The sequence below is a fragment of the Exiguobacterium sp. s189 genome, assembly GCF_018617615.1.
GTDB lineage: Bacteria > Bacillota > Bacilli > Exiguobacteriales > Exiguobacteriaceae > Exiguobacterium > Exiguobacterium aestuarii_A.
This window is the reverse complement of record NZ_JACSKM010000005.1, coordinates 99,709-113,334: the sequence shown is the minus strand read 5'-3', so window position 1 is coordinate 113,334 and position 13,626 is coordinate 99,709. Positions and strand designations below refer to the sequence as shown.

Below are 13,626 nucleotides of genomic sequence, written 5' to 3'. Positions count from 1 at the left end.
ATTCGATTCAGTCTTTTTTCGTGGTTGAATGCAAAGCTGAAGGCTCTTTTTGTAAAGCTTCCGCAATGATTTTATCCCAATCGGCTGCGTCGCATGCCGTTGTACAGGTCGGTTCAATTTCACATGTTGCACATTTCCCGCCTTTTGCTTTACGTGTGTAGCGGTAAAGCGAAAATGCGGCATATCCAAAAACAATGAATCCGATGAGTAGGTCAAAGAATGACATGATCTTCCTCCTTACGCAAATCCGAATAAGCGACCAACTTGATAAATGATCAGTGACACGACATAGGCAACGCCAAGACCATATAAACTGGCGAACCACGTCAACTTAGCACTACCAACTTCTCGCCGGATGACCGCGACTGTCGCCAAACAAGGGACATACAGCAAAACGAATGCCATGAAGCTATAGGCGCTGAGCGGGGTAAAGATGGGCAATAGCGACTCCGATAAATCTGATTCGCCGACCGCATAGATGATTGCCATTGTAGACACGACAACTTCTTTTGCCAAGAATCCGGTAATGAGCGAGGCGCCTGCTTGCCAAGTCCCAAATCCGAGAGGGATGAGTACTGTCGCAATCAATCCACCAATCATGGCCAAGAAGCTCTCGTTCATCGGTACATCAAAGCCATTTGGACCTGAATAGGCAAGTAGCCAGATGAACACAGAACCACCAAAAATAAATGTACCCGCTTTTCGAACGAATCCTTTGGCTTTTTGCCAAGTGCTACGCCACAACGTTAGTCCTTGAGGGACACGATATGGGGGTTGTTCGACGATGAATAAGCTTGTCTGATCTTCAGCGGCTAGTGCCTTCGTAAAGATTTTTGCGGCAATCAAGGCAAGGAAAATTCCAAGCATGTAAAGCGAGAGAACGACGAGCGCTTGATGAGTGGCAAAGAAACTTGCCGCAAACACAGCGTAAATCGGAAGTCGGGCCGAACAAGACATGAACGGTGAGATGAAGATGGTAACAAGACGTTCTCGTTCCTCTTCCACCGTTCGGGCAGCCATGATTCCAGGGACGTTACATCCGAACCCGATAATCATCGGGATGAAGCTTTTTCCGTTCAGCCCTACGAGTTGCATGAAACGGTCCATCACGATGGCGACCCGAGCCATATATCCCGAGTCTTCCAAAAATGAAATGAAGAAAAAGAGTACAAAGATTTGCGGGACGAAAACCAATACGCCCCCGACACCTGCAATGACGCCGTCTACGAGAAGGGCTTGAATGAATGGAGAAGCGCCTACAGCCTCTAACATCCAAACCGTTCCTGATGTGATCGGACCAGACAATAGTCCGTCTAACGCATCGGAGAGCGGTGCACCAATCCAGTTGAATGTCACATGAAACAGCGCATACAGGACCCCGAAGAAGATGGGCAAACCTAAAATGGGATGTGTCACAACGGCATCGATACGATCGGTCATCGTCACGTCCTGTGCATTTTGATTTTCAATGACTTGGTGTCGAATCTGTTTCGCCCAATCGCGACGACGCTCAGTGATATGTGCGTGTGCAAAACGTCCGAGAGTGGCTTCGAGATGCTTACGAACGGTGACGACATCCGGGAAAGACGTCTCTAAATGGTCAACGATGATTCGATTCCCAGCCAAGTATTGAATCGCAATCCAACGATCTGTTCTCGAAAGGCCCGTTAAACGAAGGATTTGTGTAATCGCTTCTTCTGTTTCAAGACCATAGTTCAACTCGAACGGTTGACGTTTTTCCATTTGGATCGATGAGAGCAAGACATCACATCCATCTCCCGTTCGTGCCGTAATGGGGAAGACATCTACTTGAAGGAGTGCTTTTAATTTGTCGAGATCAACATGCATCCCACGGCTTTCCGCTACGTCAACCATGTTTAAGCCGATTTGAAGCGGACGTCCCATCTCTAAAAGTTGTAGCGTGAGTTGTAAGTTTCGTTCTAGCTGCGAGGCATCGACGATGTTAATCATCCCGTCAAACGGTTCGTGAAGTAAGAAACGAGAAACAATGGCCTCATCTGCTGAGAGCGGGTCTAGGTCGTATACACCAGGCAAGTCGATGAGCTGTCCAACTTTCCCGTGCAACTGACCAACTTTTTGTTCGATTGTGACGCCTGCCCAGTTCCCGACGTGGGCGAACGAGCCTGTCAATCGATTAAATAATGAAGTTTTTCCTGTATTTGGGTTGCCAATCAATGCGATTCGTTGATTCATGGCACAATCACTCCGATTTTTTCGGCATCTGATCTTCGGATGGCGATAGTTTGTTGATGATCTACTTGTTCAATCGTGAGCGGTCCTGAAAAAATAGCTTTTCGTTTTACTCGTACCGAACACCCTTCATAAAATCCAAGTGAAATCATTCGGCGGCGCAAGCGATCATCAATTTTTGTCAAATCAGATAGAATGACGGTTTGATTCAACGTGATATGACGTAATCGATTCATAATACCCTTCCTATCTTTTGATAACGATTCTCATTCGCTATCGTATCACGTTCACAGGAAAAGTGAAATATTGTTCATGTAAAAAGTTATATTTGATAATGAATAAGGTCGAGTGAACATAAAAAAGCGTAAACGAATATCGTTTACGCCTCTTCAATCGTTTCATGCTCTTCTTTAGCGCTCTCACGTAAGGCTGAAGCCATCACGTCGGCAAGGTTACGCTCACGCAGTACACCGACACCTCGGTCTGTCGGTCCACCGGGAGCAGCCACGTCAGCAATCAGTTCATTCGTTGCGCGTGTCTCGTGTGAAAGTAACTCAGCTGAGCCTTTCATTGCTTGGGCGACAATTTGACGAGCCGTCGCTTCATCGTATCCGACATCGGTTAAGACCGGTGTCATCGCACCGACAATCTCATAAAAGAAGGCCGGGCTACAACCCGCGGCTGCCATGAATGCAGACATCGTCTTCGCATCCGTGATGGCCGTTCGACCGACACGCTCAAAGAGGGCAGTCGCTTTTGCGCGATCGGCATCATCTGTTTCAGGACCGAACCATAAGCCTGTCATCCCGCTCCGGTATGCGACAGGCGTGTTCGGCATGGCGCACACGGCTGGTAAGCCTGAAGCTTCTTCTAACTGACTCGGTTCGATGTGTGCCGCGACAGATACGAGAAGTGGGTTTTTCCACTCTTTCGATTCCACGTACGGAATGACACCATCCGGTTGCATCGCTAATACGACGATCTCATAGTCGTTGACGTTTTCTTCTTCGACGATGTGAACACCGAGCTCACCTTGCAGTGTGAGCAATCGCTCCCGGTCACTTCGGTTCGTCATCGTGATGTTTGTCGGTTCGATCCCAGAGTCAATCCATCCTCGAACGAGTGCCTCACTCATAGATCCTGCGCCGACCATTAGTAATTGTTTCATCATTCGTCACCTCTTCTTTTCGATTCGGTCAATAGTTATGTTGACTATCATAACAAACTTGCTCTTGAATATCGCCCAACTTGCTCATTTGTAAGGAGATGGAAAAGGATTTGATACATAAAACGATGCACATGACAAACGTTTCAAATCGCGCTATGATGGCACTAATTCAAAAGAGTGAGGCGAAATCGTGTGAAACGTGTACTAGTAAAAGGGATTCAAGGTTATCAACGCTTTATTTCACCATTAAAGCCGCCGACATGCCGATTTTATCCGAGCTGTTCGCATTACGGGATTGAAGCAATTGAAAAACACGGGGCCGTCAAAGGGAGTTATTTAACCGCTCGCCGACTGATCCGTTGCCAACCGTTTCACCCAGGTGGGCTCGATTATGTACCGGATACATTTGATTGGAAAGCGCCTTTGCAACGAGAGAAGCCTGAGTCGCAGCGAGACGATTAAATTCGTCTCGCTGTTTTTGTACAGATGTACGTTTTGAACAGTTGTTTTAGCACAATACTTTTGCATTGTTCTAAGTATTCTGAAAAAATAGGGATGTACACTATTTTTCGGGGAAAGGGGATACTTTGTATGGGGCAATCATTTAGTGAATGGGTGAGTACGGCATCCAATTTTGTATGGGGACCACCGCTTTTAATTTTGCTTGTGGGGACAGGCATTTACTTGACGGTGCGTCTAGGTGGGATTCAAATCACCAAATTACCGTATGCGTTGAAATTGGCGTTTTCGAAAAACCAGGATCAATCTTCTAAAGGGGATATCAGTCACTTTCAGGCGCTCATGACCGCGCTTGCGGCGACCGTCGGTACGGGGAATATCGTCGGGGTGTCGACAGCGGTTGTGTTAGGAGGGCCGGGAGCCATCGTCTGGATGTGGGTATCCGGATTCTTTGGGATGGCAACGAAGTATGCGGAAGCTGTTCTGGCTGTAAAGTATCGGGTCACGGATGAACGCGGTCAGATGGCTGGTGGACCGATGTATTATCTGGAACGAGGATTGAATCAACGCTGGTTAGCAGTAGCATTTGCGGCATTTGCCTCGATTGCGGCTTTCGGGATTGGTAATGGGGTCCAAACGAACTCTGTCGCGCTCGCGCTCAAAACGACATTTGATGTACCACTCTACATATCAGGAATTCTCATCATGATTTTTACAGGGGCAGTCATTCTTGGAGGCGTGCGTTCGATCGGAAAAGTAGTCAGCTATTTTGTTCCTGTCATGATCGCCTTTTATTTAGGTAGTGGTCTATTGATCATGATCATGAACTACTCGCTTATTCCAGATGCATTCGCGCTGATCTTTAGCAGTACGTTCAGTGCAGAGGCTATCGGTGGAGGCGCGATTGGGGCAGCTATTCGTTACGGGGTCGCACGTGGTGTGTTCTCGAACGAGGCGGGTCTTGGTTCCGCTCCGATTGCTGCAGCGGCAGCGAAAACAGATATGCCTGGTCGTCAAGCGCTCGTCTCGATGACACAAGTCTTCTTGGACACGCTTGTCGTCTGTTCGGTGACAGGGTTGACACTCGTCATGGGTGGTCAAATCGGGACAGGACTAGAAGGGGTGGAATTGACTTCGGCCACATTCGAACTGTTCCTCGGTCCGGCAGGTGGCTACATTGTCACGATCGGTCTCGTCCTATTCGCTTACTCGACCGTTCTCGGTTGGTCGTATTACGGCGAACGGTCCATCCATTACTTGTTTGGGCAAAAGTCGATTCTTCCATATCGGATTGCTTTCGTGCTCGTCGCCGGTCTCGGTGCCATGACGACCAATTTGAATTTGGTATGGGCGCTATCCGACGTCTTCAACGGTTTGATGGCCATTCCGAACTTGATTGGTCTCTTGTTCTTGTCGGGCGTTGTCATTGCCGAAACGAAACGATTCAATCAACAGCTTGAAATTGAGAATCGAAAAGTATCTTAAACGCATCGACGCCATCCTCATGAATCAGAGGGTGGCGTCTTTTGTTTTGCTTCCAATTCATCAAGTCGTGCTTTTTGTAAGTGGTCAAATACTTTTGTGATGAAACCGACCATAATGCCGACCCCCGTTAACACATATCCGATTGTGAAAATTTTGCCGATATCTGTCTGAGGGGCGAAGTCACCATATCCGATGGTCGTCAATGTGATGACGCTGAAGTAAAGTGCGTCCAACCAACGCATCGCCTCGAACCGTGTGTAAAACAGCGTACCGGACAGAACAGTGAGAAAGGCGAGGCTAAATAACACTTGAAACTCGGGGTCGCGGAGACCGCGCCAAATTCCGCGGACAATCCGGCGTAATGTCAGTAAGAACGGTAGCATGTCACTCGCTCCTTTCGATATTAGGTTTGTTCGCTAACAACGGGGGAACATCCTTTATAGTTCGAAAAAAGAGAAAGGGTGAGTAGGATGGGGAAAGTCATTCCAAAGCAAGAAGGGCTCGACCATAGTGTCGATTTTCTACGGGAAGGATATTTGTTTGTGGCGAATCGACGTAAAAGTTTTCAGTCGAATATTTTTGAAACGCGTTTGCTCGGAGAACGCGTGATTTGTCTCGGAGGAGAGGACGCTGCTGCCTTGTTCTATGATGCGGACAAATTTACACGTCAGGATGCCGCGCCGAAACGTCTTCTCAAAACCCTATTCGGGGAAGATGGGGTGCAAACATTGAATGGGACGGCACATACACACCGAAAGCGAATGTTCATGTCATTGATGACGAAGGAAAACATCGATCGTCTGCTTCGATTGACGGACCGTGAATGGAAAAGAATCCGGCATGCTGGAGAAGAAATCGTTTTATATGACGAGGCACAACAGGTATTGATGAAAGCCGTCTGTGAGTGGGCGGGAGTTCCGCTTGCACTAGACGAAGTAGCGAAGCGGACCGATGAGATGAGATTGTTATTTGAATCGGGTACTTCGTTAGGTCCAACTTATTTGCAAGGGCGGAAGGCAAGAAGTTCGGCCGAGGCGTGGATTCGACAGATGGTCAAAGAAGTACGGTCAAATCGATTATTACCGAATAAACAGACGGCACTTTATGAGTTCGCGTGGCATCGAGATGAATCTGGTGAGTTGTTGCCTGAAGAAGTAGTGGCTGTCGAAGTGTTAAACATTTTGCGACCGACTGTTGCCATCTCGGTCTACGTTCTTTTTACGGTTCTAGCGCTTTATCAATTCCCTAAAGAAAGAGAACAAGTAAAGCAAGGACAGGTGTCGAAAACGGCCTTTGTCCAAGAAGTGAGACGTTTCTATCCGTTCTTTCCTGTTGCGGCAGCTCGAGTCAAAACCGATTTTGAATGGGACGGATATACGTTTACGGAAGGAACGCTGACGCTCCTTGATCTTTACGGAACGAACCACGACTCCTCGATTTGGGTAGAACCTGATCAATTTAATCCCGCTCGCTTTATGGACTGGAAGGAGAGTCCGTTCAATTTTATCCCGCAAGGAGGAGGAGACGTGGATTTTGGACATCGTTGTGCAGGGGAGCATGTGACGATTGCGATTCTAGAACAAGTCATTGAGTTGTTTACGGAGGAGTTCTCGTATACCGTTCCTCCTCAAGACTTGAGTTATAGTTTCGTTGATATGCCGAGTCTACCAAAAAGTAAACTGCGTTTGACTGATGTAAAATGAATCGAATAAGCAAACGCCTACTCTTGATGGAGTAGGCGTTTAGTATGGAGTGCGGTTTATTTCGTTTGTAAATTGAGACGCTTTGAAATCGGACGGATTGGGACGGACGGGTCAATCATTCGGTTATCCCGTTTCGGTTCATCCGTGCATTCAATCTGCCAATCGGCGTCATGAAGCTCTTTTAGTCCGACGGCAATGTCATAAAGCGAATAGTTCGCATTCCCGTTTAGCTGATAGATGCCGGGTCCACGTTTCGTCAAGATTTCGAATAAAGCTTCCGCTGTATCCGGTAAAAATGAGCAAGATGGATACCAATGCTCACTCGCTTCTATGACCCCTCGTTGTTTCATCTCGTTCGTAAAATAGTCCATCATATTGTTCGATCCGGCTTCATCCCCAATCTGCCATCCAAGACGAACAATCTGAGCACCCGGGTTGACACGAGCGATGGCTCGTTCGCAATCACGTTTATACTTTCCGTAGTCATCTTCAGCATCTGGCGCCGTGTCCGGTGAAATCGGTCCAGTCACATCATCTGAAAAAATCGACACTGTACTCGTGAACAAGAACGGAATCTTCATCTCCCCACATAAACGAGCGAGCGTCTCGGCCCATTCAACCGGTCCCATACCGATATGTAAAAAATAGTCCGGGCGGATGCTTTCAATGAATTCTCGCATCTCCTGCTCGTCTGTCGTGGACACTTGCTCACGATTCCATGCAATCCCCTCAATGCCATGACGCTGTAACGCTTCGGCAACAACCGGTGCTACCGTGCCGTTCATTCCAGTAATGATTGCTTTCATTTCATTTCGCCCCTTTCTCTCTATATCATGCCACAAAACGGGCGTGGACAAACAATCGATGTGTTTGCCTATGCTAGACTAGGTGATGGAGGGATCAATGATGAATATTCGACAAGCAACGAAGCAAGATTGTACACAAATCGCACCGCTCATGTATCAGGCGATTCATGACATCGCGTATACGTTGACGGGGTCAACGAATACCGATGAAGTATTAGAGCGATTGGCGATGTGGGTGGAAAAACCGAAGAATCGTTTAAGCCACGAAAATATATGGGTCGCCGATGTAGAAGGGGAAGTGGCGGGAATGATCATTTCGTATCGAGGGGACGAGGCGGAAGCATTAGATCGCCCGATTCGGGAATGGTTGACGGCGCATGGGAGCAAAGTGGAATTAGATGTTGAGACGGAAGGGTTCGTTCAATACATCGATTCACTCGCTGTACTAGAGGCGTATGGTGGTCGTGGCATCGGGACGAAGTTGATTGAACAGATCTGTACTGTCGCGGCAGAACGTGGTGTCCCGGCCGTCACCTTGAACGTGGATCAAGACAATCAAGCGGCTCATCGGTTGTATACGCGACTCGGATTCCAAAAAGAAAAGGAAATGATGATTTCGGGATCTCGTTTTGACTATATGAAAAAAGAGACACGCTCGACTCCTTTCTCGGTCTAAAAGCGGATGCGCAAACGCTCGTTCTCGACTATACTAAGTGCTTGAGGAAAGATATATGTAAAGGAGATACATTATGGAGTGGAAGAATATTTGGCGGGGAATGGCCATGGGAACGAGTGATTTGATTCCTGGTGTAAGCGGCGGTACCATCGCAGTTATTTTAGGCATCTATGATCAATTGATTGAAGCAATCAGCGGTGTATTCAGCCGATATTGGAAAAAGTATATTGGTTTCTTAATCCCACTAGCGATTGGGATGGGAACAGCCATCATCGCCTTAAGTCGAATTATCGAGTATTTGTTGCTCGAATATTATGCGCCGACACAATTCTTCTTTATCGGATTGATTTTAGGGATCATTCCGTTACTTTTTGTAGAGTTTAAGTCACGTGCATCGATTCGTCCCATTCATGTGATTGCCATGATTGTAGCAACGGTACTCGTAGCGAGCATGGCGTTTCTCAATCCGGTTGATTCGTCTATCATTACGGACGTTACCTTTGGAACAGCGCTCCTCTTGTTCTTGTCTGGGTGGTTAGGAAGTATGGCGATGTTACTTCCTGGAATCAGCGGATCGTTCGTATTGTTGCTGATTGGGGTATATCCGACAGTGATCAGCGCCATCTCGAACTTCAATTTGCTCATTATCGGAATTGTTGGGGCAGGCGTTGCGGTCGGCTTTATTGTCAGTAGTAAAGTGATTCGCTATTTGTTGGCGAATTTCCCAGGAATGACGTTTTCGGTCATTATCGGATTGGTAGTTGGTTCGCTCGCCGTCGTATTTCCGGGAGTGCCGGCCACTGCTCTCATGTGGACGCTCAGTGTCATCGCGTTCATTGCAGGAATCGTCGTCGTTCGATTGCTCAGTCGCTACTCTGTTTAAACAAGCAAGGAGTCCGGGAACACCGGACTCCTTTTTAATAGATAAACGGAAATAATCGTTTGCGTGACTTTGACCATGATACATACGATTGACCGAAGTGACGGGTCAGCATCCCCTCCTCAATCCGAATCCGATATAGTAACGCAAGAGCCGTAAGACCGGTACCGATCAAAGCGACTGCCCAATGAAGAAAATACAATGAGAAGCCTAACGTAATGAATAATAATCCTGTGTATAAGGGATGGCGTAAGAAACGATAGGGGCCAGAGCTGACGAGCTCGTCTTGAGGACGAACGACAACGTGTCGGGTGAATTGATGACGAAGGTGGAAAATTCCCCAATACCGTAATGATACACCCGCTATGTAAAACGAAAGAGCAAGTATGCGTTGAGCCATTGATGGACGCGCCTCAACAAAGATTGAATAGATGATAGACAAAGAGAACATGACAATCATCGTCGACGCTACGAAATAAAAGCTTTTTCGCTCGACGGAACCGTCCGTTGCCTCTTTTCGATTATGAAATTTCCATGTCTCCACAAGCCAAAAACAGGACACGATGATCAATGCAAGATCCATCCACTCCATAGCGCACATCCTTCCCTTTGATTCATCTTTCCTTACCCGACCTTTGATGAAGAAAAACCAATGGAGGATAGTGTTGGGAAAAAGTTTGTAAAAGACAGAGAAACGGGTTATCATCTAATGAGAATGATTATCATTTTTAAGGTAAGTAAATCATCTACATAGAAGGGTAGGATACGACGATGGGCGAGGAACAATTCGACGTGACGATTATCGGTGGGGGTCCGGCAGGGTTATATGCTGCTTTTTATAGTGGATTAAGAGGCATGAAAACAAAAATAATCGAATTTCAACCTCAACTAGGTGGAAAGCTGCACGTTTATCCAGAAAAAATGGTGTGGGATGTAGGGGGGCTCCTTCCGACGACGGGAGCAAATCTGATCGATCAACTCGTCCAACAAGGCCTCACCTTTTCGCCGACGGTCATCCTAGGGGAGAAAGTGGAGTCGATTTCAAAACGCCAGGATGGATTATTCGGGATCGACACGTCGAATGGTCATCACGTATCCAAAACGGTGATCGTCGCGACCGGGAGCGGCATCTTGAAACCACACAAGGTCGAAATCAGCGGAGCAGAGCGATTTGAATTGTCAAACCTTCATTATACGGTCAAGTCACTGGAGCGGTTTAAAGGGAAGCGGGTCTTGATTTCAGGTGGTGGAAATAGTGCCGTCGATTGGGCCAATGCACTCGAGCCGATTGCGGAGCAAGTCATTTTGGTTTATCGAAAAGAAGAGCTCGGAGGTCATGAAGCGCAAGTCGACAAGATTAAAGAAAGCCGAGTCGATTGTTGCCCCCAGTCAAAAGTCACGGACTTGATTTCTCATGATGGGCAATCGATTCAGCAAGTGCTGTTAACACAGATTGACACGGGAGAAACAAGTGTGGTCGATGTCGATGAGGTCGTCATCAATCACGGGTATGAACAAGATGCGGAACTCCTTCGGAACAGTGAATTGAACGTCGAAATGGTCAATGGATTTTATGTGAAAGGGAACGCGGGGAGTGAGTCATCCGTTCCGGGATTATATGCTGCAGGTGATATTCTGACGCATGAAGGAAAGGTCCATTTGATTGCAGGGGCATTCCAAGATGCGGCGAATGCGGTGAATCGGGCCAAAACGTATATTGACCCGAATGCGACCGCTACGGCAATGGTCTCTTCTCATAACGAACGTCTAAAAGAAAAGAACCGTCAAATCATAGAAAATACTTTGTTGAAGCAGTAAGAGCGACGTCTCTTACTGCTTTTGCGTAGGATAATCACAAAGCTCGGTGATGACACCACCTGAATGACGTGGGTCCATATAGATCAAACGGCGACCTTTTGCGGTCGTACGTAGTGTATCTTCTAAAAAAGTGATGCCATTTTGTTTGTGTGTAGCGATAGCGATGTCTAAATCTTCTACACGATATGCGATATGATGGACGCCTTTTCCTCGTGCTTTCATGAAACGCGCGATCGGACTCGTATTACTTGTTGGGCGCAACAATTCGATGACATCTTCGCCGATGTGAATGACAGCTAGCTCGGTTTCCACCCCAATGGCTGTATTCGTATAACGGTCAATCAGTTCTCCACCAAGCACAGTTGTATAAAATGTGATCGCTTCGTCTAAATCACGGACGGCGATTCCAGTATGATCGATTTGCATAAACATTCCTCCTCAACCTTCAGTTTGCCTAAAGTTGAACAAAATGTCACTTCACAACGTTTCGACCATATCCGATATAATAAGAGAGGGAGGGACAGCGAAATGAACGGAAAAATCACAATGGGATTGGTGGGCATGTTCGCCCTAGTATCATTTGTGTTTGGACTCTCGCTTGCGACGTTTGTCGATTATCGCATCAATGAAGAGCAAGTTGTGCTCGAACGGTTAACCACCCATAAACAGATTGGTCCGACGGAGTTGCTGTCTACCGAGGTCGATTTTCATTTGAATGGATCAAATTATGCGATTCGTTTCAAGGATGAGCCGAACATCACGTATTGGTTCAATGTCGTCGATCGTCAAATCAAATTTGATCGGATTGAATCGCTCGATTTGAGAGACACGGGACTGCGGACAGAACTGTTTAAGGAAATGCCGCCTTTGGCGATGGAATCGACAACTGCTGCAGAATAAAAGACGTTGAATGAACAACTTTTTCCCGCGAGAATGAGTTGATGCAATCGACGTCTTTTTTATTGATCAATAGAGTGAAGTCGGTAGCACTTGTTGTGTAAGCATATATATCCCGCCTGACGACACTTGAGCACCTTGCTTTCGAAGTGCAAAATTCAAGTCAGATTGCAGGTTGGTCGTAGAAATACGAGCCTCGTCGATATATCTGAACGCATCGTAAAACTTTTGTTGAAGAAAGGAAAGGGCATCCCGCAACATAGACTCGTCACAATCTAATTGAATTTCTTGGACGCACACGTGATACATATGTAGTCGTACTTTCATGATTCCGATTGGTTGGTGACACCAGTTTAATGTGTAGAACAGTGTTTGTTGCCGAGTTGCATGTGCGAATTGTTCATCCGTCATCGGGATGGCGCCCGGCAAGACATGACAATGCGCATTACGAAAAGTGAGCCAATTCGCTCTTCGTGAATAGTCTATCAATTCGAGGGTCCAGTACGTATGCGATGCTTTCTCACAAGGAATGAATGGCAAGTGATACGTATTCGTTTGATGGAATACTTGAAACCCAGTTGCCTCATATATTTGAAGCTTATCTTGATTATGATAGTCCTCTTCCTGAAGATAGTATGTAATTGGGTGTGTGGTTTCACGACTTCGTTCATACATGATTCGGTCAAGCAACCCGCGAAACACATGACGATCGTGATATGTCGCCTTTGAGAGTTGAATGATTTGAAACGCTTTTAAATGCTCGTCATTCGCAACAAAAGCAGCTAATGGATTATTTTTGTTTAAAGCGATGTACACGTGCTGATGAGGAGGTAAGGAAAGGAGCGGGGGTGTCTTTGATAAGGGGTATAACGACTGAATGGAGATGCGTTCCTGCATAGCTAATTGCCTACATTCTACAAAGCGTAGCGCTCGTTTCAAGGAGAATCCTTCTTTCTGAATGAGTTAATAAGTACAATTAAATTGTAAGCGCTATCTTACTTAAAGTTGTATGGCATTCTCATGAAACCTGATTGATGAAAATAATCAACAACTTTCATAAAAACATGAAATTAAATAGATTGTAAGCATCCGATTCAGAAAAACTGATTAGTTACGCTGATAGATCTGTGAGTTTCGTCAAATGTCAGACGTGACGTGTGGCGAAGACATGATATACTTAATCACAATGAAACCAATCAATTAGGAGTTTATGATGAAATATATTTATCAACTGATTCTCGTATCTATGTTGTTCATGATTGCTGCTCCGACTACGGTTATGGCCGAAACTGAACCAGTAGTGATTCATGAGAACATCATTGTCGAAGAAGAGGTAGAGATTCACGAAGGATTTCAATCACCCAATGAGATGGTGTATGTCTTCGTATTAATCGTGTTATTATCTGTCGTTGGTTTAGGGATCATGAACACGATCGAATAACGTGAAAACGTTCACAAAAATGCAATAAGTCATTTGGTAACGGTTACAATCGTTACTTTATACTTATATGTGTAGGAAGAAA

The 13,626-nt window shown here is 46.3% G+C and carries 17 protein-coding genes; 8 read left to right on the top strand and 9 right to left on the bottom strand.

What is annotated here, in order from left to right; translation table 11 throughout:
* Positions 1 to 7: 7 nt before the first annotated feature.
* The 4 genes from KNO99_RS08360 to KNO99_RS08345 form a co-directional block, all read right to left on the bottom strand.
* Positions 8 to 226, bottom strand: coding sequence for a FeoB-associated Cys-rich membrane protein (locus KNO99_RS08360; RefSeq protein WP_214747346.1), 219 nt, complete (start codon positions 224 to 226; stop codon positions 8 to 10).
* A gap of 11 nt (positions 227 to 237) precedes the next feature.
* Positions 238 to 2,214: a ferrous iron transport protein B gene (feoB, locus tag KNO99_RS08355; protein ID WP_214747344.1), complete on the bottom strand. Its 1,977-nt coding sequence runs from the start codon at positions 2,212 to 2,214 to the stop codon at positions 238 to 240.
* Complete coding sequence (locus tag KNO99_RS08350; protein ID WP_214747342.1) at positions 2,211 to 2,447, bottom strand: FeoA family protein; 237 nt, start codon at positions 2,445 to 2,447, stop codon at positions 2,211 to 2,213. The genes feoB and KNO99_RS08350 overlap by 4 nt, the downstream gene beginning before the upstream one ends.
* A gap of 143 nt (positions 2,448 to 2,590) precedes the next feature.
* Complete coding sequence (locus KNO99_RS08345; RefSeq protein ID WP_251130996.1) at positions 2,591 to 3,379, bottom strand: pyrroline-5-carboxylate reductase family protein; 789 nt, start codon at positions 3,377 to 3,379, stop codon at positions 2,591 to 2,593.
* 192 nt (positions 3,380 to 3,571) lie between these two features.
* Between KNO99_RS08345 and yidD the strand changes: the two genes are divergently transcribed.
* Positions 3,572 to 3,841, top strand: coding sequence for a membrane protein insertion efficiency factor YidD (yidD, locus tag KNO99_RS08340; protein WP_015880777.1), 270 nt, complete (start codon positions 3,572 to 3,574; stop codon positions 3,839 to 3,841).
* A gap of 129 nt (positions 3,842 to 3,970) precedes the next feature.
* On the top strand, positions 3,971 to 5,323 hold the full coding sequence (locus tag KNO99_RS08335) for an alanine/glycine:cation symporter family protein (RefSeq protein ID WP_214747338.1): 1,353 nt from the start codon (positions 3,971 to 3,973) through the stop codon (positions 5,321 to 5,323).
* A 17-nt stretch (positions 5,324 to 5,340) separates the two neighbouring features.
* Here KNO99_RS08335 and KNO99_RS08330 read toward each other — a convergent pair whose 3' ends face one another.
* Positions 5,341 to 5,706, bottom strand: coding sequence for a potassium channel family protein (locus KNO99_RS08330; protein ID WP_015880779.1), 366 nt, complete (start codon positions 5,704 to 5,706; stop codon positions 5,341 to 5,343).
* Between the two features lie 87 nt (positions 5,707 to 5,793).
* On the opposite strand from KNO99_RS08330, the gene KNO99_RS08325 reads away from it, so the two are divergent.
* Positions 5,794 to 7,026: a cytochrome P450 gene (locus KNO99_RS08325; RefSeq protein ID WP_214747336.1), complete on the top strand. Its 1,233-nt coding sequence runs from the start codon at positions 5,794 to 5,796 to the stop codon at positions 7,024 to 7,026.
* Positions 7,027 to 7,082: 56 nt separating this feature from the next.
* Here KNO99_RS08325 and KNO99_RS08320 read toward each other — a convergent pair whose 3' ends face one another.
* Positions 7,083 to 7,832 (bottom strand): sugar nucleotide-binding protein, encoded by a 750-nt coding sequence (locus KNO99_RS08320; RefSeq protein WP_214747333.1) that lies wholly within the window; start codon positions 7,830 to 7,832, stop codon positions 7,083 to 7,085.
* A 100-nt stretch (positions 7,833 to 7,932) separates the two neighbouring features.
* Here KNO99_RS08320 and KNO99_RS08315 point away from each other — a divergent pair, with 100 nt between their 5' ends.
* The gene (locus KNO99_RS08315; RefSeq protein ID WP_214747330.1) at positions 7,933 to 8,508 is read left to right on the top strand and encodes a GNAT family N-acetyltransferase; all 576 of its coding nucleotides are present in this window, start codon (positions 7,933 to 7,935) and stop codon (positions 8,506 to 8,508) included.
* Between the two features lie 73 nt (positions 8,509 to 8,581).
* Complete coding sequence (locus KNO99_RS08310) at positions 8,582 to 9,391, top strand: DUF368 domain-containing protein (protein WP_214747327.1); 810 nt, start codon at positions 8,582 to 8,584, stop codon at positions 9,389 to 9,391.
* Between the two features lie 34 nt (positions 9,392 to 9,425).
* Here the strand turns inward: KNO99_RS08310 and KNO99_RS08305 are convergent, their stop codons facing one another.
* Positions 9,426 to 9,980, bottom strand: coding sequence for a methyltransferase family protein (locus KNO99_RS08305; protein WP_214747324.1), 555 nt, complete (start codon positions 9,978 to 9,980; stop codon positions 9,426 to 9,428).
* Positions 9,981 to 10,159: 179 nt separating this feature from the next.
* On the opposite strand from KNO99_RS08305, the gene KNO99_RS08300 reads away from it, so the two are divergent.
* Positions 10,160 to 11,206, top strand: coding sequence for an NAD(P)/FAD-dependent oxidoreductase (locus KNO99_RS08300; RefSeq protein ID WP_214747321.1), 1,047 nt, complete (start codon positions 10,160 to 10,162; stop codon positions 11,204 to 11,206).
* Positions 11,207 to 11,218: 12 nt separating this feature from the next.
* Here KNO99_RS08300 and KNO99_RS08295 read toward each other — a convergent pair whose 3' ends face one another.
* Positions 11,219 to 11,632 (bottom strand): VOC family protein, encoded by a 414-nt coding sequence (locus KNO99_RS08295; RefSeq protein ID WP_371743058.1) that lies wholly within the window; start codon positions 11,630 to 11,632, stop codon positions 11,219 to 11,221.
* 102 nt (positions 11,633 to 11,734) lie between these two features.
* Between KNO99_RS08295 and KNO99_RS08290 the strand changes: the two genes are divergently transcribed.
* Complete coding sequence (locus KNO99_RS08290; RefSeq protein WP_214747318.1) at positions 11,735 to 12,106, top strand: hypothetical protein; 372 nt, start codon at positions 11,735 to 11,737, stop codon at positions 12,104 to 12,106.
* Positions 12,107 to 12,172: 66 nt separating this feature from the next.
* Here the strand turns inward: KNO99_RS08290 and KNO99_RS08285 are convergent, their stop codons facing one another.
* Entirely contained in the window at positions 12,173 to 13,042 is an 870-nt protein-coding gene (locus KNO99_RS08285; protein ID WP_214747315.1) for a hypothetical protein, read from the bottom strand.
* A 274-nt stretch (positions 13,043 to 13,316) separates the two neighbouring features.
* On the opposite strand from KNO99_RS08285, the gene KNO99_RS08280 reads away from it, so the two are divergent.
* Positions 13,317 to 13,544: a hypothetical protein gene (locus tag KNO99_RS08280; RefSeq protein WP_214747313.1), complete on the top strand. Its 228-nt coding sequence runs from the start codon at positions 13,317 to 13,319 to the stop codon at positions 13,542 to 13,544.
* Positions 13,545 to 13,626 lie beyond the last annotated feature (82 nt).